16 protein-coding genes are annotated in these 19,225 nt (G+C 74.8%); 11 read left to right on the forward strand and 5 right to left on the reverse strand.

Annotation, left to right across the window (positions count from 1 at the left end; translation table 11 throughout):
* Positions 1-129: 129 nt before the first annotated feature.
* The 6 genes from QYM41_RS04105 to QYM41_RS04130 all read left to right on the forward strand — a co-directional run bounded on the left by QYM41_RS04105 (position 130) and on the right by QYM41_RS04130 (position 7,511).
* Positions 130-921, forward strand: a complete 792-nt coding sequence (locus QYM41_RS04105) for a DeoR/GlpR family DNA-binding transcription regulator (protein ID WP_368798466.1) — start codon at positions 130-132, stop codon at positions 919-921.
* On the forward strand, positions 918-1,892 hold the full coding sequence (locus QYM41_RS04110; RefSeq protein WP_368798467.1) for a 1-phosphofructokinase family hexose kinase: 975 nt from the start codon (positions 918-920) through the stop codon (positions 1,890-1,892). Before QYM41_RS04105 ends, QYM41_RS04110 begins: the two co-directional genes overlap by 4 nt.
* Positions 1,893-1,956: 64 nt before the next feature.
* Complete coding sequence (locus QYM41_RS04115; RefSeq protein WP_368798468.1) at positions 1,957-4,038, forward strand: PTS fructose transporter subunit IIABC; 2,082 nt, start codon at positions 1,957-1,959, stop codon at positions 4,036-4,038.
* A 67-nt stretch (positions 4,039-4,105) separates the two neighbouring features.
* Positions 4,106-5,806 (forward strand): phosphoenolpyruvate--protein phosphotransferase, encoded by a 1,701-nt coding sequence (gene ptsP / locus QYM41_RS04120; protein ID WP_368798469.1) that lies wholly within the window; start codon positions 4,106-4,108, stop codon positions 5,804-5,806.
* A gap of 80 nt (positions 5,807-5,886) precedes the next feature.
* On the forward strand, positions 5,887-6,165 hold the full coding sequence (locus QYM41_RS04125; protein ID WP_368798470.1) for an HPr family phosphocarrier protein: 279 nt from the start codon (positions 5,887-5,889) through the stop codon (positions 6,163-6,165).
* Between the two features lie 143 nt (positions 6,166-6,308).
* Entirely contained in the window at positions 6,309-7,511 is a 1,203-nt protein-coding gene (locus tag QYM41_RS04130) for an ATP-grasp domain-containing protein (protein ID WP_368798471.1), read from the forward strand.
* A gap of 13 nt (positions 7,512-7,524) precedes the next feature.
* On the opposite strand, the gene murJ is transcribed toward QYM41_RS04130, so the two are convergent.
* Positions 7,525-9,075: a murein biosynthesis integral membrane protein MurJ gene (gene murJ / locus QYM41_RS04135; protein WP_368798472.1), complete on the reverse strand. Its 1,551-nt coding sequence runs from the start codon at positions 9,073-9,075 to the stop codon at positions 7,525-7,527.
* Between the two features lie 311 nt (positions 9,076-9,386).
* On the opposite strand from murJ, the gene QYM41_RS04140 reads away from it, so the two are divergent.
* On the forward strand, positions 9,387-10,469 hold the full coding sequence (locus tag QYM41_RS04140; RefSeq protein WP_368798473.1) for a lipid II:glycine glycyltransferase FemX: 1,083 nt from the start codon (positions 9,387-9,389) through the stop codon (positions 10,467-10,469).
* Between the two features lie 68 nt (positions 10,470-10,537).
* On the forward strand, positions 10,538-12,493 hold the full coding sequence (locus tag QYM41_RS04145; protein WP_368798474.1) for a threonine/serine exporter family protein: 1,956 nt from the start codon (positions 10,538-10,540) through the stop codon (positions 12,491-12,493).
* A gap of 168 nt (positions 12,494-12,661) precedes the next feature.
* Here the strand turns inward: QYM41_RS04145 and QYM41_RS04150 are convergent, their stop codons facing one another.
* The 4 genes from QYM41_RS04150 to QYM41_RS04165 all read right to left on the reverse strand — a co-directional run bounded on the left by QYM41_RS04150 (position 12,662) and on the right by QYM41_RS04165 (position 17,691).
* Complete coding sequence (locus tag QYM41_RS04150; RefSeq protein ID WP_368798476.1) at positions 12,662-14,446, reverse strand: HNH endonuclease signature motif containing protein; 1,785 nt, start codon at positions 14,444-14,446, stop codon at positions 12,662-12,664.
* A gap of 331 nt (positions 14,447-14,777) precedes the next feature.
* Positions 14,778-15,653 (reverse strand): siderophore-interacting protein, encoded by an 876-nt coding sequence (locus QYM41_RS04155; protein WP_368798477.1) that lies wholly within the window; start codon positions 15,651-15,653, stop codon positions 14,778-14,780.
* 37 nt (positions 15,654-15,690) lie between these two features.
* On the reverse strand, positions 15,691-16,368 hold the full coding sequence (locus QYM41_RS04160; protein WP_368798478.1) for a uracil-DNA glycosylase: 678 nt from the start codon (positions 16,366-16,368) through the stop codon (positions 15,691-15,693).
* 72 nt (positions 16,369-16,440) lie between these two features.
* The gene (locus QYM41_RS04165) at positions 16,441-17,691 is read right to left on the reverse strand and encodes a YihY/virulence factor BrkB family protein (RefSeq protein ID WP_368798479.1); all 1,251 of its coding nucleotides are present in this window, start codon (positions 17,689-17,691) and stop codon (positions 16,441-16,443) included.
* Between the two features lie 158 nt (positions 17,692-17,849).
* Here QYM41_RS04165 and QYM41_RS04170 point away from each other — a divergent pair, with 158 nt between their 5' ends.
* The 3 genes from QYM41_RS04170 to QYM41_RS04180 are packed head-to-tail and all read left to right on the forward strand — an operon-like array spanning position 17,850 to position 19,224.
* Positions 17,850-18,557, forward strand: coding sequence for an SDR family oxidoreductase (locus QYM41_RS04170; RefSeq protein WP_368798480.1), 708 nt, complete (start codon positions 17,850-17,852; stop codon positions 18,555-18,557).
* Positions 18,554-18,949, forward strand: a complete 396-nt coding sequence (locus tag QYM41_RS04175; protein WP_368798481.1) for a DUF3263 domain-containing protein — start codon at positions 18,554-18,556, stop codon at positions 18,947-18,949. Before QYM41_RS04170 ends, QYM41_RS04175 begins: the two co-directional genes overlap by 4 nt.
* Complete coding sequence (locus QYM41_RS04180) at positions 18,946-19,224, forward strand: hypothetical protein (RefSeq protein ID WP_368798482.1); 279 nt, start codon at positions 18,946-18,948, stop codon at positions 19,222-19,224. Before QYM41_RS04175 ends, QYM41_RS04180 begins: the two co-directional genes overlap by 4 nt.
* The last annotated feature ends 1 nt before the right edge of the window (position 19,225 follow it).

Below are 19,225 nucleotides of genomic sequence, written 5' to 3' on the forward strand. Positions count from 1 at the left end.
CGGGCCCGCAACCCGATGTGGCGTTTCGTGAAGTGGATCACCAGAACCCCTGGTAAAACCACACGAACTCACATAAACTCAAGGGAACGCAAGAAAGAGCCATTCGTCCCCGTCCGTGAGGTGCCCGTCATGTTCGCAGAAGAACGCCAGGGCGAGATCGCCGAGCTGGTCGTCACGACCCGCCGGGTCAACGGCGCCGAGCTGGCGCGCCGCTTCGACGTCACCATGGAGACGGTCCGCCGCGACCTCGCGGCCCTCGAGGCCGCGGGCAAGCTCCGCCGGGTCCACGGGGGCGCCGTCTCCGCGGACCAGTCCACGTCCGACGAGAAGGCCATCTCGTCGCGCAAGCACGTCAACACCCCGGAGAAGCGGCGGATCGCGCAGGCCGCGTTCGACCTCCTGCGCACCAGCGGGGCCGGGGCGGTCGTCCTCGACGCCGGCAGCACGGTCGAGGCCCTGGCCGACCTCATCGTCCGCACCGACTCCAGCCTGCCCGACGGGCAGGAGCAGCTCATCATCACCCACGCCCTGCACATCGCCGCCAAGCTCGCCGACGCCACGGGCATCGGCCTCGAGCTGGTCGGCGGGCGGGTCCGCAAGCTCACCTGGGCCGCCGCCGGCGGCCGGGCCGCGGAGCACTACACCCGGCTGCGCCCGGACCTCGCGTTCGTGGGCTGCAACGGGATCCACGCGGCGTTCGGGCTGAGCACCCCGGACCCCATCGAGGCGGTCGTGAAGACCGCCATCATCCAGACCTCCCGGCGGGTCGTGGTCCTCTGCGACTCCGCCAAGCACGATCAGGAGACCCTCATGCGCTTCGCATCGCTCGACGAAGTCGACACCCTCATCACGGACCGGGCCCCCGGGTCCGAGCTGGCCGCCGCCCTCGAGGAGGCCGACGTCGAGGTGGTGATCGCGTGATCCTCACCGTCACCCTCAACCCGTCCCTCGACCGCACGGTCGAGCTCCCGGCCCCGCTGCGCCGCGGCGCCGTCCAGCGCGCCGACGCCGCCCGGCAGGACGCCGGCGGCAAGGGCGTCAACATCTCGCGGGCCCTGCGCGCCAGCGACGTCCCGACCCTGGCCGTGCTGCCGGGCGACCCGGGGGACCCGCTGCTGGCGGAGCTCGTCGCGGCCGACGTGCCGTACGAGACGGTCCCCGTCGGTGCGCCGATCCGCTCGAACGTCACGATCACCGAGCCGGACGGCACGACCACCAAGATCAACGCCCCGGGGGCGCCGCTGGGCCCGGAGCACGTCGACTCCGTCGTCGAGCTCCTGGTGCACCGCGGCCCCGACGCCTCCTGGGTGGTCCTCGCCGGCTCCCTGCCGCCCGGCGCCCCGGAGGACGTCTACGCACGGATCGTCCGCCGGGTCCGGGCGGCCCTGGGGGAGCGTTCGCCCCGGTTCGCCGTGGACACGTCCGGGGCGGCGCTGCGCGGCGCCGTGTCCGGCGACGACGCCCTGCCCGACCTCATCAAGCCCAACGGCGAGGAGCTCGCCGAGCTGGTCGGGTCGGTCGACGGCGAGCGGCTGGAGGCCGATCCCGACCTCGCGGCCGCGACGGCCGCCGCACTCGTGGAGCGCGGCCTCGGCGCGGTCCTCACCACCCTCGGGGCCGGCGGGGCGGTGCTCACCGTCCCGGAGGGCTCCTGGCACGCCGTCCACGAGCCCGTGGCCGTGCGCTCCACCGTGGGCGCCGGCGACAGCTCGCTCTCGGGCTACCTGATCGCCCAGGAGCGCGGCGACGGCCCGCCGCAGTGCCTGCGGCAGGCCGTGGCCTCCGGGTCCGCGGCGGCCGCGCTGCCGGGCACCCGGGTCCCTGCCCTCTCCGAGACCACCCCGGAGGCGGTCACCGTGCGGGAGCTCCCCGCGCGTGCCGTCGCCGGCTGACCAGACCCACCCCACCTCATCCGAACCACCCGGGCCACCGGCCCGGCCGCTCAAGGAGGACATCGTGTCCGAGCTCATCACCCCTGACCTGGTCTCGCTGGACCAGGACCTGGGCGCCGACAAGGAGACCGTCATCGGACGGCTCGCCGAGCTGGTGCAGCGCACCGGCCGCGCCGAGCAGCTGGACGGGCTGCTCGCGGACGCCATCGCCCGCGAGAGCAAGACCGCCACCGGCATCCCGGGCGGCATCGCAATCCCGCACTGCCGCTCCGCCGCCGTGACCGAGCCGACGCTGGCCATGGCGCGGCTGGCGCAGGGCGTGCCCTGGGGCGCCAAGGACGGCCCCGCCGACATCGTGTTCTTCATCGCCGCGCCCGAGGGCGCCGACCAGACGCACCTGCAGCTGCTGGCCAAGCTCGCCCGCTCGCTGATGAAGAAGGACTTCGTGGCCGCCCTGCGCACCGCGGACTCCGAGCAGGAGATCGTCCGGATCGTCGACGACGCCCTGGGCCTCGGCGGCAGCGCCGAGGGCGCCACCACGGCCGGAGCCGCGTCCGCCGGAGCCGCGTCCGCCGCTCCGGCGCCCGCCGCGCAGACCCCGGAGCCCGCTGAGGGCGCCGCGCCGCACGCCGGCAAGAAGATCGTGGCCGTCACCGCCTGCCCCACCGGCATCGCCCACACCTACATGGCGGCGGACGGACTGACCTACGCGGCCGAGGAGATGGGGGTCGACCTGCAGGTCGAGACCCAGGGCTCGGCCGGTTTCACCAAGCTCGACCCCGCCACGATCGCCGCGGCCGACGCCGTGATCTTCGCGACCGACGTCGACGTCCGGGACCGCTCGCGGTTCGCCGGCAAGCCCTACGTCGCCTCGCCGGTCAAGCGCGGCATCGACGAGCCCAAGGTCATGATCGAGGAGGCCCTCGCCAACGCCGGGAACCCGAACGCGAAGCGCGTGCAGGGGACGGCCGGCGCCGCCGACGAGGCCGAGTCCTCCGGCGGGCGTGAGGGCTGGGGCACCCGGATCCGCAAGGCCGTGATGACCGGTGTCAGCTACATGATCCCGTTCGTGGCCGCGGGCGGCCTGCTCATCGCCCTGGGCTTCATGATCGCCGGCGCGGACATCGCCAACGTCGCCGACGACATCCTGGGCACCTCCACCCTGTGGAACCTCGGGGACGCCAGCGTGGCCCAGTACCTCGGTGCCGTGCTCTTCAAGATGGGCGCCCTGGCCATCGGGCTGCTCGTCCCGGCGCTGGCGGGCTACATCGCCTACGGCCTGGCCGACCGGCCCGGCATCGCGCCCGGCTTCGCCGCCGGTCTGGTCGCCAACTTCATGGGAGCCGGCTTCCTCGGCGGCATCGTGGGCGGCCTGCTGGCCGGCCTGGCGGCCTACTGGCTGGCCCAGCCGCGTCTTCCGCGCTGGCTCGGCTCCCTGATGCCGGTGGTCATCATCCCGCTGCTCGCCACCCTGTTCTCCTCGGGCCTGCTGCTGCTGGTCCTCGGCGGGCCGATCGCCACCTTCATGGCCTGGCTCACCGAGTGGCTCAACGGCATGACCGGGGCCAGCGCGCTGGCGCTCGGAGCGATCCTCGGCCTGATGATGGGCGCGGACCTCGGCGGGCCGATCAACAAGGTCGCCTACACGTTTGCCGCCGCCGGCCTGGGCGCCGCCACGGCCGTGAACACCGCCCCGCAGGAGATCATGGCCGCCGTCATCGCGGCCGGCATGGTCCCGCCGCTGGGCCTGGCCCTCGCCTCCCTCGTGGCCAAGCGCTACTTCACCGTGGCCGAGCAGGAGAACGGCAAGGCCGCGTGGCTCCTGGGCGCCTCCTTCATCTCCGAGGGCGCCATCCCGTTCGCCGCGGCCGACCCGCTGCGCGTGCTGCCCTCCACCATGGTGGGCGGTGCCGTGGCCGGCGCGATCTCCCTCAGCGCCGGAGCGCTCTCCCCGGCTCCGCACGGGGGCGTCTGGATCCTCCCGCTGATCGGCAACCCGCTGATGTTCCTGCTCGCGGTCGTTGTCGGTACCGTGGTCACAGCAGCCGTCGTCGTCGCTCTCAAGCACGTGGGTGGAGCGCACGGGCGGGTGGCCGAGGCCACTCGTTCGCGCGAGGACGCCGCCGCTGTGCCGACCACCGCGTGAGCGACGTGCGCGGGCCCCGCGAGGGGCCCGCGCACGGCCAGCTCCTTTCCCGAGGAAGAGGAACACCATGCAGACACTGACAGGCGTGGGAGTGTGCGCGGGCCGCGTCATCGGCGAGCTCGTGAGCATGCCGGATCCCGTCTCCGAGCCGGCCGCGGGCCTGACCCTGGGCGACGAGGAGCCCGACGCGGCCGTGGTCCGGCTGCAGGCGGCCGCGGCCGCCGTCAAGGCCGACCTCAAGGCGCGCGCCGAGGTCGCTGTCGAGAAGGACGCCGCGGACGTGCTCAAGTCCACCGCCCTGATGGCGGGGGACAAGGCGCTGCTGAAGAACGCCGCGAAGCTCATCACCGGGCGCGGCCTCGCCCCCGAGCGGGCCCTCTGGGAGGCCGCGAGCGACTACGCCGACCAGATGCGCGCCCTCGGCGGGTACATGGCCGAGCGGGCCACCGACATCGAGGACGTGCGGGCGCGGCTCGTGTCCCAGCTGCAGGGGCTGCCCATGCCGGGCGTGCCGCAGCGGGACGTCCCGTTCGTGCTGACCGCCGAGGACCTGGCCCCCGCCGACACCGCCACCCTGGACCCCGAGATGGTCCTGGCGCTGGTCACCTCCGGCGGCGGCCCGCAGTCCCACACCGCCATCCTGGCCCGGAACCTGGGGCTGCCCGCGATCGTGGCCGTGCGCGGCGTCGAGGCGATCGAGGACGGCACGCGCGTGTTCGTGGACGGCGCCACCGGGGAGATCCGCACGGAGCCCGGCGAGGAGGAGCAGGAGCTCGTGGAGGCCTGGGTGCGCAGCGCCGCGGCGCGGACCGCGTTCGACGGCCGGGGCGTGCTCTCGGACGGCACCGAGGTGCCGCTGCTCGCCAACGTCGGCACGCCCGAGGACGCCCGCACGGCGGCCGCGGCCGGCGCCCAGGGCGTGGGCCTGCTGCGCACCGAGTTCTGCTTCCTGGGCCGCGACAAGGAGCCCTCCGTCGAGGAGCAGGTGGAGCAGTACACCGCGATCCTCGAGTCCTTCGCCGGCAAGAAGGTCGTGGTCCGCACCCTCGACGCCGGGGCGGACAAGCCCCTGCCCTTCCTGACCGACACGGCCGAGCCGAATCCGGCGCTCGGGGTGCGGGGTTTCCGCACGGACCGCTCCGTGCCCGGCGTGCTGGGCCGCCAGCTCGAGGCGATCGCGCAGGCGGAGCGGGCCACGGAGGCCGAGGTGTGGGTCATGGCGCCGATGATCGCCACGACCTCCGAGGCCCGGGACTTCGCCGAGATGGCGACGGCCGCCGGCCTGCGCGTGCCCGGGGTCATGGTCGAGACGCCGTCCGCGGCCGTCACGTCCGACCAGATCCTGCGCCACGTCGAGTTCGTCTCCCTGGGCACCAACGACCTGACCCAGTACACGATGGCCGCGGACCGGATGATGGGCTCGCTCGCGGAGCTCAACAACCCCTGGCAGCCTGCCGTGCTCCGGATGATCCGGTACACGGTGGAGGGCGCCCGCCGGGCCGAGTCCGAGGGCGCCGGCCGGCGCAACGTGGGGGTCTGCGGCGAGGCCGCGGCGGATCCGGCGCTCGCCGTGGTCCTCGTGGGTCTCGGGGTGGACACCCTGTCCATGAGCCCCCGGGGGCTGGCCCCCGTCGCCGCCGTGCTGCGCAGCGTGGACCTGCCCACCGCCCGGGCCCTCGCCGAGCTCGCGATCGAGCAGCCGAGCGCCGAGGACGCCTCCGCCGCCGTGCGGGCCGAGCTCGACGTGCTCGCCGAGCTCGGGCTCTGACCCTCGCTCCCAGCGCCCACCCGCTACCCCAACCCCCGGGGTCCGACAAGCAGGACCTCGCAACCCGAAGGAGAACCACCATGGCAGAACGCACCGCCACCATCGCCTCGTCCGTGGGCCTGCACGCACGCCCCGCCGCGATCTTCGCCGAGGCGGCCGGGGAGTACGACATCGAGATCACCATCGCCGCCGAGGGCGAGCCCGAGGACGAGGCGATGGACGCCTCGAGCGTGCTGTCGCTGATGTCCCTCGGCGCCGGCCAGGGGGACAAGGTGGTCCTCCGGGCCGAGGGCGCGGGCGCCGACGAGGCGCTCGACAACCTCGTGCGCATCCTCGAGACGGACCACGACGCCGAGTAGGACCGTCCCGCACCGGGGCACACCACGGCGCCCGTCCACCTCGGGGTGGGCGGGCGCCGTGGTGTGCCCGGGCCTCTGTCACGGAGCTCCCCCGTGCGCCCACTACCGTGGAGGGGACGCCCGGCCACCCCGATGGAGGACCCATGACCGCCGACCGACCACCGCTCGACCTCCAGCCGCGGGACGCGGAGCGCACCGCGCCGGCGCCGCGGCGGGCGCTCATCGTGGGCACGGGCCGGGACCGGGGCGCCCTCGCGGCGGCCCGCGCGCTCCGGCACTCGGGCTGGCACGTGGGCGTCGGCACCCCGGACGGGCCGGGCATGCTCGGTGCCAGCCGGGCGGCCGCGGTCCGGCACGAGGTGCCGCGCCCGCGCGGTGACGGGTCCGGCTTCATCGACGGCGTCCGCCGAGCGGTCGCGGAGGGAGCCTACGACGTCGTCTTCGGGGCCGGGGACGACTGGATGGCGGCGGTCTCGGCCTACCGGCGGCACATCCCGGCGGCCGTGGCCCACCCGGGTCCCGACGTGGTCGCCGCGGCCCTCGACAAGGTGGGTCTCGCGGACCGTGCGGCGCGGGCGGGCCTGTCCGCTCCCCGGACGCTGACGGCCACGGACGAGGCGCTCGCCGCCTGGCACGGTCCGGTGGTGGTCAAGTGCCGGGCGCACTGGGAGCCGGGGCAGACACGGCCCCACCGCATCGAGGCCAGGCTGTTCCCCGACGCCGCAGCCGCCGCCGGACAGGTCCGGCGCATCCGCGCCGCGGGCGCCGAGCCGGTGCTCCAGGCTCCCGTCCGGGGAAGCCTCGGGGCCCTGATCGGTGTCCACCACGACGGTCGCCTGCACGGCCGCGTCCAGCAGACCACCACCCGGCTGTGGCCCACGCCCAACGGCGTCTCGGCCCGCGCGCGGACGGTGCCCGTGGACGAGGCGCTCGCCGCCCGCGCCGAGGCGCTGCTGCGCGAGCTGGGCTGGTGGGGGCTCGTGGAGCTGCAGTTCCTCACGGGCGAGGACGGCGTCCCGCAGCTCATCGACCTCAACGGCCGCTTCTTCGGCTCCATGGCGCTGGCCGAGTCCGCCCGGCCCGGGCTGGCCGACGCGTGGGGACGGCTGGTCCTCGGCCGGCCCGTGCCGGTGCTGCCGGACGCCCGGCCCGACGTCCGCTACGCCTGGCTCGCGGGGGACCTGCGCCGGGCGTCCGTGGAGCGCCGCGGCGGCCTCGCCGCCGACGTGGCCGACACCCTCCGCTGGGGCCGCGGCGCCCAGCACAGCGTGTGGGACCTCCGGGACCCCGGGCCCACCTGGCACCTGGCCACGTGGCGGTTCCGCGGCGGAGGCCGGTCGCGGTAGCCCGGCCGCGGGGTCAGCGCCGCCGGCGCAGCGTGCGCAGCGTCTCGCCCACGAGCCGGCGCTCGGGGGCCCGCAGCAGGACGAGCCCGAGCAGGTAGGTCCCGCCCACGGCCGCGGCGCACAGCGCTGCCGGCACCGGTGCCGGCAGCTCGGGCAGCGCCTGCCGCACGACCAGCCCCACGGCGACCGCCGCTGCTGCCAGGACCAGAGCCCGGAGCACCAGGGCCGTCGTCGCCGGAGCGTCCAGCCCGGCGTGCCGCCGGTGCAGCCACCACGCGTTGAGCACCGCCGCGACGACCAGCGACGCGGTCGTGGCCGCCGCGATGCCGGCGAGCCCCAGGACGGGGGCCAGGAGGAGGTCGCCCACGACGTTGACGAGCATCGCCAGCACCGCCACGACCACCGGCCCGCGGGAGTCCCCGAGGGCGTACGACGCCCGGACCACCACCTGGCGGAAACCGAGGGCCAGCAGCGCCGGGGCGTACCAGGCGACCGCGGTGGCCGTGGCCGCCACGTCCCTGGCGTCGAACGCGCCGTGACCGAAGGCCGTGGCGACGAGGGGCCCGGACGCGACCACGAACACCGCGCACACCGGGGCCAGCACCGTGACGACCACGGACAGGCCGCGGTTCACGAGCCGCCGCAGCTCCGGGCGGTCCTCCGCGGCGGCGCCCAGGGCCGGGTACAGGGGCACCAGCAGCGCGGCGATCACGACGGTCTCCGGGAGGTCGACCAGGCGCCAGCCGTAGGTCAGGGCCGTGATCGTGCCGTCCCCGAGGGTGGAGCCCACCGCCCGGTCGACGAGGGTGTTGATGTTCACCACGGCGTTGCCCACCAGCATCGGCGGCACGAGCCGGGCGATCTCCCGGAAGCCCGGGTCCCGCAGCTCCCAGCGGGGGCGGAGCCGGGTGCCGAGCGCCCGCACGGGCGGCACCTGCATCAGCAGCCGTGCCGCGGAGCCCACCACGTAGCCCACGGCGAGCGCCGAGATCCCGTACCGGGGCCCGAACAGGCCCGCCGCGGTGATCATGACGAGGTTGAACGGGACGCCCTGCAGGGAGGACCACGCGAAGCGTCCGTGCGCCTGCACGAGCGAGGCCAGCAGGTCGGTGCCGGCCACGAGCACGGTCGCGACGAGGACGATGCGGGTGAGCGAGGCGGCCGTGGCGGTCTGGGCGTCGTCGAACCCGGGGGCGAGCAGAGTCGTCACCGGCTCCGCGAGCAGGCCGGTCAGCACGGCGGCGAGGCCGAGGGCGACCACGGTGACGGTGAGGGAGACCTCGAAGCCGCGGTGGCCGCGGCAGCCCGTGCCGTCCGCGCGCTCCCGGGCCGCCTCCCGCGCGGTCACCGGGGTCACGGAGCGGGCCATCGCCCACGCGAGCAGGCCCAGGACGACGTTGAGCACGCCCTGCGCCACCAGCCACGCGTCGAGCTCGGCACCCGCCCCGAAGACCGCACCGACGACGACGTCGCGGAGGAAGCCCAGGACGGTGGAGACGGCGGTCAGCGCGGTCACGAGGACGGCGGCGCGCGCGATGCTCCAGCGCCCGCCCGGTCCGCCCACGGCTTCCGCCACCTCCCTGGTCCGGAGCGCCCCGTGGATCGGTGCCGGCTCCGTCTGGTGCGAGCCGCGGACCTGCCGGCGCGAACCGCCTGAACAGAATACACAGCGCGGTCCCCGGACCCGTTCAGGGGGCGGCAGCACGGGGAGCGCGGCGGGGACCGCGGCGGGCGTGCCTCCTGTCGGCACGGCTCAGAAGCGGCTCAGGCCTGCGCGGTTAGACTGACCGGGGCCGGCCCCCGCCGGTGCACCGGTCCGCCGACCGCCCCCGGCCGGCCCCGACGACCCCGACGACCTTGACGATTGAGAGAGCCTTGCGAGAGTTCACCGCACGCTTCGCCACCACCCAGGAGATCGCCGACTGGGACGACCACGTCACGGCGAACCCCCACGGCGGCAACATGCTGCAGTCCGCCTCCTTCGCGGCCGTCAAGAAGGACCACGGCTGGCAGCCCCGGTACCTCGTGCACGAGCCCGCCGACGGCGGGCAGGCGTCCTACAACCTCGTCCTCGAGAAGCCGGTGCCGGCCCTCGGCAGGCTCTGGTACATGATCAAGGGCCCGGACGTCGCCTCCGTCGAGGACATCCCGGGGATCGCCGCGGCCAGCGCCCGCTTCGTGGCCGAGCAGCGGCTGAACGTGTTCGCGATCAAGATCGAGCCGGACGTCCAGGACTCGGACCACGCCCGGGCCGTGCTCGCGCGGGCCGGGCTGAAGAAGTCCTTCAACATCCAGCCCAACGACTCCACCGCGATCCTCGACACCGACCGGGACGAGGACGCCGTGCTCAAGTCCCTGCACTCCCGTGGCCGCAACGCCGTCCGGCGGGCGCTGCGCGAGGGGTGCACGGTCGAGCGCGTCGAGCTCACCGAGCAGAACATGCGCGCGATGTACGCGCTCATGGACACCGTGGGACAGGGGGACGCGAACGTGAACCTGCGCTCCTACGAGTACTACGCCGCGTTCTGGACGACCTTCGCGCAGGCCGGCCAGGGGCGGCTGTACTTCACCTACGAGGACGGCGAGCCCTCCGTGGGGGCCTACGTCATCGCCTACGGGAACAAGGGCACCTACAAGGACGGCGGCTCGAAGCCGCGGCGCCGCCAGTACGGTGACTCCCACCTGCTCCAGTGGACCGCGATCACGGACCTGATGCGGGAGCACGGCATCGTGGAGTACGACTTCTGCGGCACCCCGCCGAGCGACGAGCTCAAGAACAAGGAGCACCCGTACTACGGGCTGGGCCTGTTCAAGACGAGCTTCACCAAGACCGTCGTCGACTTCGTCGGCGTCCACGACCAGGTCCTGAGCCCCGCCAAGTACGCGGTGTGGACCAACGTGGCGGAGAAGGTCCAGCGCCAGCTGTGGGTCCGCCGCACGGGTCAGCCCTTCTACTGATCCGCCTGCCGGACCGCCCCCCACCGACCGCCGGACCCGCCCCCGCGCCACGGAAGGAGGACCACCACGTGGTGACCGACCAGCTCGTCCCCCTGAGCCCGTTCGCCGCCTACCCCTCGTCGGACGGGAGCGCGGAGCCCGACGTCCACGTCGTCGAGCCGTTCGGACCCGGCGGGGACACGACGCTCACGGGCGCCGCCCGGCCGGTCGCCCGGCACGGCGCGGGCCTGCCCGCGGTCCGCCCCACGGAGGCCCAGGCCCTCCACGCCCGGCGCCGCGCAGGCACCGCCGCGACCGACGTGGTGCCCGACGGCCCGCAGCCCCTGCCCGTGCTGAGCACGGGCCAGATCCGCCGGCACGGGCACGCCGGGGCCGCCCCGGAGGAGCCCCGGCAGCCGCTCACGGCCGCCGAGACCGTTCCCCTGGCCGCCTCGGCCCGCCGCCGGCGCCGCACCGACACGGTTCCCGTCGCCCGCCCGGAGACGACGACGATCGGGCCCCTGCCGGCACCCGGCAAGAGCTCCGACCGGATGCAGCGGGGCGCCTATCCCTCCACCCGGGCACAGGGGGCCCGGCCCGGGGGTCGCGCCCGGCTGCGCTCCATCCTGCAGGGGGAGGCCGCACCGACCGCCCCCATGCGCGTGGTGGAACGGCTCAACGCCTCACCCTTCGCCAACCTGCGCCGGTTCGGGGAGTCCACCAGCCGCCAGGCCCGCCGTACCCTGAACTTCGCGCTGCGGCTCGCGGAGACGATGTTCCACTACGGTGCGGACGCCCTCGACGTGGAGAACGCCATCATCGCGGTGTGCGCCACCTACGGGGTCGAGAACGTCGAGGTGGACATCACCAACCAGGCCGTGACGATCAACTACATCGCCGACGACCAGCCGGACGGCGGGGACACCCGCACCCGTGAGGACGTCTTCAACGACCCGGACACCAACAGCCACACGGTCATGCGGGTCGTGCGCTCCTGGACGGACAACTACGCGGGTCTGGCGGAGACGCACCAGCTCGTCGCGGACATCACGGGCGGGGAGATGCCGCGCGGGGAGGCGGAGCGGCGCCTCGAGGCGATCAACGCCAAGCCCAAGCCCTATCCGCGGTGGATGGTGCGCGCCGCCACCGTCGCGGCGGCGATGACCATCACCGCCGGCATCGGCGGCGGTGTCCTGGGCGCGCTCGTGGCCGGTCTGTCCTCGATCCTCAACCAGCTCGTGGCCCACCGGCTGGGCACCTGGCGGATCCCCGAGTTCTTCACCATGGCCGCCCAGTCGGGGATCCTCACCACGATGGCACTGCTGCTGTCCTGGGGCGGTGCCGACCTCTCCCCGTCCCGGGTCATCGCCGGCGGGATCATCCTGCTCCTGCCCACCACCCGCATGGTCTCCACCATGCAGGACGCGATCAACGGCTTCCCCGTCACGGCGGCCGGCAGGCTGCTGTCCACCTCCATGGCGTTCCTCGGCATCGTCGCGGGCATCGCGGGGGGCATCTCCATCGCGGGCTACGCCGGCATGCCCCGGGTCGACGTCTCGATGAGCGCCTTCGACCCGGTGAGCCCTCTGACCAACGCCGTGTTCATGCTGATCGCCACCGGTCTCATCGCGGTCACGATGCAGGCCAAGCCCCGCCACGTGCTCTCCACCGTGGCCGCCGCCCTGGGCGGTCTCGTGGTCTACCACGTCGGCACGGCGGCCGGTGTGGGAGCCCGCCTGGACACGGCCCTCGCCGCGATCACCAGCGGGTGCGTGGCGACCGTGCTCGCCGCCCGGCACCGGATCCCCCAGCTGGTCCTGGCGATCCCCGCCATGACATTCCTGTTGCCCGGGCTGTCCATCTTCCGCGGCATGTACACCATCACCGTGGAGACGGACACCTACGGGCCCGGGATCGTGGGGCTCGTCAACGCGATGGCCTCGATCGTGGCCCTGGCCTCCGGGGTGGTGCTCGGCAAGTACCTCATGCGTCCCTTCGTGGGGCACCTCAACGGCACCAGCTCCCGCCGCAACCGGCGCCGCTGACCTGGCGCTGTTGCCGGGGCGCCGCTGACTTGCTGCTGCGGTCGGGGCGCCGCCGTTCCGGTGGCGCCGGCAGGACCGCGGAGTGCGGCGCACCGGGCGGCGCGGTGCCGAGCGCGGGCGGCCGCGGAGTGGACGTGGCGTCGCAGACACGCGGTGCCACGGTCCCGGTCAGAACGGGGGCGGGGCGTCGCAGGGAAGCACCGTGCAGGGGCGACCGCCGTGGCTCAGGGAACTGCGGGACGTCCACGGGCGACCGGACGGTGGCGGCTCGGGCTGCGGCGCGGCCCGGAGCGGGAGCATGTCGGCGAGCCGCAGCGACGAGAGCACCGGATGGTGGTGCTCCTGCGGGTAGGTCACGTGCACGCGTCCCGCCGGCGAGGTCCACTCCAGCACGCCCTCCGGAGCCTGCGACCCGCGGTGCCGGACCTGCCAGCGTCCGAGCGGGCCGTGCCGGTGCTTGAGGACGTGGTGGTGGCGGCAGAGGTGGGCGAGGTTGTCCGCGGCCGTCGGACCGCCCTCGGCCCAGGGGACCGTGTGGTCGAGGTCGCAGCGCTCGGCGCGGCGCCGGCACCCCGGGAACCGGCAGGTGCCGTCCCTCGCCCGCAGCCGGCGCTTCAGGTCCGCCGGCACGGCGTAGGTGGTGCGGTCGTGGTCGAGGACCGTGCCGGTGACGGGGTGGGTCAGGACCCTCGACCAGGACCCTGCACCGGCGGCGATGCGCTCGGCCATGCTCACCGGGATCGGCCCGTAACCGGCCAGTTCCGCGCATCCCGGGGCCACGAGGGGCTGGTCGGCTCCGAGGTGCTGAGCGGCAGCGGACGGCTGCTCGGCTCCGAGCTGCTCACCGGCAGCGCGCAGTCGACCGGCACCGGGCCGCCCGACGCCGGCCGGGGACCGTCCGGGCACCCCGGCGCCGGACGTCCGTGCGTGGTGCTCCAGCAGCGCGAGCACCGGCACGGTGACCGTGACCTGTCCGCGGATCCCGCGCAGGTGTTCGGGCATCCGGGCAGGCTCCCCGTCCAGCAGCAGCGCGGCGAGCACGTCGGCGCGCACCTGTCCGGTCGTGCGCCGCCCACCGTCCCAGCAGTCCGGAAGGCATCCGTGGTGACAGGCGTGGCCGGGATCCTCTCCGTGGCCCCGGCACAGGTCCCGCGCACCATCGGAGGCCGCGGGCACTCCCGGAGGTGGCCCGTGCGAGTCCACCCGGGCGGCCAGGGAGGTGAGGCGGTCGAGGACCGCGTGGGCGGTGGCCGCGTCCAGCAGGGCGCACAGCCGGGCCATGCCGTCCTCCTCGGGCTCCACCCAGACCCGGCGCTCCCGGTGGGCCACCCGGTGACGGTCCTCCTCGGCGCCGGCCAGCAGCTGAGCACGCCGCCGCCGGGCCAGTGCCCGCAGCTGTGCCGCCGTGGCGTCCGGGGCCTTCTCCAGCAGCTCGTCGACGACCTGCGCCACGGCCTCGAGGGGAGCCCGGTACCCGGGCGGCCGGCCGGCCACGCCCATCACGTCCCGCCACAGGTCCACGATCACCTCGGCCTGGCGCACGGCGATGTCCCCGGACTCGAGGGCCTGCAGCACGCGGGGCAGGGCCTCGGCCAGAAGGACTGCGTTCTCCACCCGCCGCACCGCCGTGACCGCCGGCAGCCGCAGGACCGGACCGACCTCGTCGGCCACGTCCAGCAGCGTGCGGTGCTCCGGTTCCGGCGCCCACGCCCCCGGACCACGGCCGTCCGTCCGCCGGGCCAGGGCGGCCCGCCGCTGCTCGTGCGCCTGTTCCTGGAGGCGCCACATCCGGTGGATCGCCCGCAGCTGCCGGCCCGCGGCCCGGGCCTCCGCACGGGCGTCCTCGACCAGTTCCGCCACGGCACCGGCGTACTCCCGGTCGATGCCGGTCTCGTCCGCGTCCTCCCGGAGGGTCTCCGTCCGGGGGCCCGGCCGGCGGGTGGTGATGGTCATGCTCCATGATCCCTACCGGGTCCGACACCACAAGAACTGTCGCGGGGTCCTCCCGGGACGCTTCCGGGGCCCTGCCGGACCGGCACGGGGCCGGGCCACGTCGTCATCGTGGCACGGCTCCGGGCGGTGCCGTCCGGTCGTCCCGGGCCCTGGCCGCCCGGCGTCCTGGGCCTTGGCGGCCCGGCGTCCTGGGCCTTGGCGGCCCGGCGTCCTGGGCCTTGGCGGCCCGGCGTCCTGGGCCTTGGCGGCCCGGCGTCCTGGGCCTTGGCGGCCCGGCGTCCTGGGCCTTGGCGGCCCGGCGTCCTGGGCCTTGGCGGCCCGGCGTCCTGGGTCAGAGGATCTGGCCGACCGGCAGCTTCTTCTCCGCCTGGAAGACGTCCTCGTTGCGGCCCCGCGCCCAGTAGCCGGAGAGCGAGACCTGGTCCCGCTCCAGCCGGCGGCGGGTGAACAGCTCCTCGCGCAGGGCCTTCATGACCTCCCGCTCCCCGTGGGCGAAGACCTGGACCCCCTCCGGGGCCCCGGGCCACCCGGCCTCCCGGACCGCCCGCACCAGGGCGGGGTCGTCCCCGGGGGCGTCGTCGGCGCGGAACACCCAGCGCACGGCCATCCCCTCGGGGGCGGACACGGGCTGGACGTCGCGGGCGGTGTCCACCTCGAGCAGCACCTCGCCGCGCGCGGACTCCGGGAGATCCTCCAGGACGGCGAGCGCGGCGGGGACGGCGGCGTCGTCGGCGGCGATCAGGGTCCACGAGGCACCGGGATCGGGCGTCCACTTGCCGCCGGGTCCCAGGGCGATGATCCGGTCCCCGGGCTCGGCGCGGGAGGCCCACGGGCCGGCGTAGCCCTCGTCGCCGTGGAGCACGAAGTCCATCCACAGCTCGTGCCGCTCGGGGACGTACCGGCGGATGGTGAGGTGCCTGGTGACCGGCTGCCGGTCGCCCGGCAGGGTCTCCTTCAGCTCCCAGTAGTCCGGGTTCCGGCCGGAGCCGTCCTGCGGATCGGCCGGATCCGGGTGATCCGTGCCGGGGTGGAGGAAGACCAGCTTGACGTACTTCTCGGGCGGTGCGATGTCCGTGTAGCGCTCGGGCTCGTCGATGCCCAGGACCACCCGGACCATCGAGGGGGACAGCTGCTCTCGGGAGCGCACCGTCAGGTTCAGCTGCGGTCTGCGGGGTCTGGAGGGCCGGGCCCCGGGGGTCGTCGTCATGGCGCCCACCCTAACGGAGGCCCGCCGGCCCCCGGGTTCACAGGCGCCAGTCGACGGGCTCCGCACCCTGCTCCTCCAGGAGCCGGTTGGTGCGGGAGAACGGGCGGGAGCCGAAGAACCCCCGGGACGCGGACAGCGGGGACGGGTGCGCTGACTCGACCGTGGGGAAGCCGTCCAGCCACACGGCCGTGCTGCGGGCGTCACGCCCCCACAGGATCCCCACGAGCGGTGTCCCGCGGGCGGCCAGGACACGGATGGCACGCTCCGTGACCGCCTCCCAGCCCTTGCCCCGGTGGGAGGCAGGAGCGCCCTCGCGCACGGTGAGGACCCTGTTGAGGAGCATCACGCCCTGGCGGGACCAGGCCGAGAGGTCGCCGTGCTCCGGGGGGTCGATGCCGAGGTCGTCCCGCAGCTCCTTGTAGATGTTCTGCAGGGACCGCGGCACGGGGCGCACGTGGGGCTGGACGGAGAAGGACAGGCCCATGGCGTGTCCCGGCGTGGGATAGGGGTCCTGCCCCACGACCAGCACCCTGACCTGCTCCAGCGGGTCCTGGAACGCCCGCAGGACGGCAGCACCCTCCGGGAGCGTCCGGTGGCCGTCGGCGTGCTCCTCCCGCAGGAAGCGTCCCATCTGCCGGATCTGCGGCTCCACCGGTGCCAGGGCCTCCGCCCAGTCGGGGGCCATGATCCTGTCCAGGGGCTGGGGCTCGCTCACGGTGCTCCTCGGTGCTGTGTCGGTGCTGTGTCAGTGGGTGCCGGCACGGCCGCCGGTCTGCCGGGCACCACTCTAGGACGGGTCGGCACGGCTCCCGGCCGCGGTTCCGTCCTCGCGGCCGGGGGCCGAGGCGTCCTGGTCCGGGGCGGAGGGGCCGGTGCCCGGGCCGGGGGCGCGGCTGTCCAGGACCAGTGCCGTGCTGCCCTGAGCCGGGGTCGTGGTGCCCCGGGAGGAGGCGGGCACGGTGCCCGGGCCGGCCGTGCCGCGGGGACCGGTGCCGGAGTGCCGACGGCGCAGTGCGCGGCCCTCCTCGACCAGCTCCTCCTCCTTCGCCTCGAGCCGGCGGACGCCCCGGAGATCCCGCGGCGGCAGGCGGAGGGTCTCCTCGGCCTCGATCCCTGCCTGGAGCTGGCGGCCGCGCTCGATCTCGGCGTTGAGCTCGGCACCGGCCAGCAGCACGATGTTCATGATCCAGAGCCACAGCAGCAGGACGATCACGCCGCCGATGGCGCCGTAGGTGGCGTTGTAGTTGCCGATCTCGGACACGTAGACGCTGAACCCGGTGGTCGCCGCGACCATGACGAGGATGGCGACCGCCGATCCGATGCTGAGCCACCGGAACCTCGGCTGCCGGATGTTCGGGGTGGCGTAGTACAGCAGGGCGATCACCAGGACGAGGAGCACCAGCAGGGCCGGGATCCGGGCGGCGTGCCAGAGCCGGAGGGTCTCCGGTCCCAGGCCGACGAGCTCGCCGAGGCTCTCCGCGACCGGTCCGGAGAGCAGCAGGAGCAGCATCATGGCCACCACCAGGAGCACGAGTGCGAGGGTCACGCCGACCATGAGGGGGTAGAGGGTCCAGAAGGGCCGCCCTTCCTCGACCTCGTAGATCCGGTTCATGGACCGGCCGAAGGCCCGGACGTAGCCCGAGGCGGTCCACAGGGCGCCGACCAGGCCGGTGATCAGGGCCAGGCCCGCGGACGGAAGGACGGTGAGCTCACCGATCGGGCCCGCCAGCACTCCCACGGCCCCGTCGGGGACACCGAACTCGTCCAGCAGGCGCAGCAGCGTCCTGGTGGTGGCCTCGGCCTGACCGACGACCCCGAGGGCCGACACCACCGTGAGCAGTCCCGGGAAGAGGGAGAGGACGGCGAAGAACGTCATCACCGCCGCCGAGTCCGTGCAGTCGTCCCGGCGGAACTCGTGAACCGTGCGGCGCAGGATGTAGCCCCACGAGGGCCTGCTGATCTGCGCCGGTGACGTGGGCTTCTCCGCGCTGTCCGGATCCGCTCCGGGATCTCCCGACGCGTGCGGGTCGGTGGCCATGTGCTCCTCCGGGTGCTCGGCTGCGGGCCAGGATACCGGGGCGCCCACCGTCCGGGCCCGCCGCGTCCGGCTCTGGCCGGTTCCGGAGCAGGGGGAGGGCCGGACGGGACGGGACGGGGCACGGCGGGAGCGGCGGCGGACTGGCTAGAGTGGAGGCCATGAGCGCTTCCTCCACCGAGACCCGACCCCGTGCCGTCGTCACCGGTGCCACCGGAGGCATCGGTCGCGCGTGCGTGCTGGACCTGGCCCGCGACCACGACGTCCTGGCCCTGGGGCGCGACGCGGGGCGGCTGGCGGAGCTCGCCGAGCTCCCGCACGTCACCGTCCGCGCCGCCGACCTGACCGACCTCGAAGCCCTGCCGGCCGTGGTCGCCGACCTGGACCGGGTCGACGTCCTCGTGCACTCCGCGGCCCTCGCCGGGCGCACCACCGTGGAGTCCGCGTCCGTGGCGGAGTGGCGGGCCCAGCTCGAGCTCAACGTGGTGGTCCCCGCGGAGCTGACCCGGCTCCTGCTGCCCGCCCTGCGGGCCGCGCGGGGCACGGTCGTGTTCCTCAACTCCGGCTCGGGGCTCAACGCCCGCGGTGGGGACGCCGTCTACGCGGCCTCGAAGTTCGCCCTGCGCGCGCTCGCCGACTCCTTCCGCCAGGAGGTCGAGGCCGACGGGATCGTGGTCGCCTCCGTGCACCCCGGACCCGTCGACACGCAGATGCAGCGCGACATCCAGGCGTCGCTGGGCCACGAGTACGTCCCGGAGCGCTACCTCCGCCCGGAGTCCGTGGCCGCGGCGGTGCGCGCCGTCGTGGACGCGGGCGAGGACGCGCAGCTGACGAGCGTGACCCTCCGTCCCCGGGCCGAGACCCGGTGACCGGCGAGGACACCGGACCCGAGGCCGCCGTGCCGGGGGACGCCGTGCCGGGGGACGCCGTGCCCGACGACGACGCCTCCGGTGCGGGACTGCCGCTGGACGGTGCGGCCGAGGCCGGTGGGGGAGCGGCGCCGGGGCGGCCACCGGCGACGGTCGGGGATCCGTCCGCGACCGGTCAGGCCCTGGACGACGTCGACCGCGAGATCCTGGCCCTGGAGAACCTCCAGTGGAAGTACCAGGGAGCCAAGGAGATGGAGATCCGCCGCCGCCTGAAGCTCTCGCCCACGCACTACTACCAGCGGCTCAACGTCCTGATCGACACCCGCGCCGCCCTCGAGCACGACCCCATGCTCGTGGCCAGGCTGCGCCGGCAGCGAGGAGACCGGGGATGACCCAGTACCCGCACGACGAGTTCGACGACGTCCCCGAGGACGGGCCCCGCCAGGGCGCCCACCGCGGCCTGCGGCCGACCGTCCGGGTGGGTGCCCGTGAGCTCGCGGCCATCGTCCTGGCCGGGGTGCTCACCCTGGGCGTGGGGGTGTTCGCCTTTCTCAACGCACCTGCCGACGCCGGCACGACACCCGCCGCAACGACACCCACGGCAACGACACCCACCGCAACGACACCGAGGCCGAGCCCCCCGGCCGCGAGTCCGGCGACCCCCTGAC

The organism is Kocuria oxytropis, assembly GCF_040981195.1.
In the GTDB taxonomy this organism is placed as follows: Bacteria; Actinomycetota; Actinomycetes; order Actinomycetales; family Micrococcaceae; genus Kocuria; species Kocuria oxytropis.

What these genes read in the sequence shown, in the direction of transcription:
- QYM41_RS04125 (WP_368798470.1), top strand. Translation starts at nt 5,887, where the DNA reads ATGGCAGAACGCACCGCCACCATCGCCTCGTCCGTGGGCCTGCACGCA.
- ptsP (WP_368798469.1), top strand. Translation starts at nt 4,106, where the DNA reads ATGCAGACACTGACAGGCGTGGGAGTGTGCGCGGGCCGCGTCATCGGC.
- QYM41_RS04150 (WP_368798476.1), bottom strand. Translation starts at nt 14,446, where the DNA reads ATGACCATCACCACCCGCCGGCCGGGCCCCCGGACGGAGACCCTCCGG.
- QYM41_RS04170 (WP_368798480.1), top strand. Translation starts at nt 17,850, where the DNA reads ATGAGCGCTTCCTCCACCGAGACCCGACCCCGTGCCGTCGTCACCGGT.
- QYM41_RS04130 (WP_368798471.1), top strand. Translation starts at nt 6,309, where the DNA reads ATGACCGCCGACCGACCACCGCTCGACCTCCAGCCGCGGGACGCGGAG.
- QYM41_RS04155 (WP_368798477.1), bottom strand. Translation starts at nt 15,653, where the DNA reads ATGACGACGACCCCCGGGGCCCGGCCCTCCAGACCCCGCAGACCGCAG.
- QYM41_RS04180 (WP_368798482.1), top strand. Translation starts at nt 18,946, where the DNA reads ATGACCCAGTACCCGCACGACGAGTTCGACGACGTCCCCGAGGACGGG.
- QYM41_RS04165 (WP_368798479.1), bottom strand. Translation starts at nt 17,691, where the DNA reads ATGGCCACCGACCCGCACGCGTCGGGAGATCCCGGAGCGGATCCGGAC.
- QYM41_RS04105 (WP_368798466.1), top strand. Translation starts at nt 130, where the DNA reads ATGTTCGCAGAAGAACGCCAGGGCGAGATCGCCGAGCTGGTCGTCACG.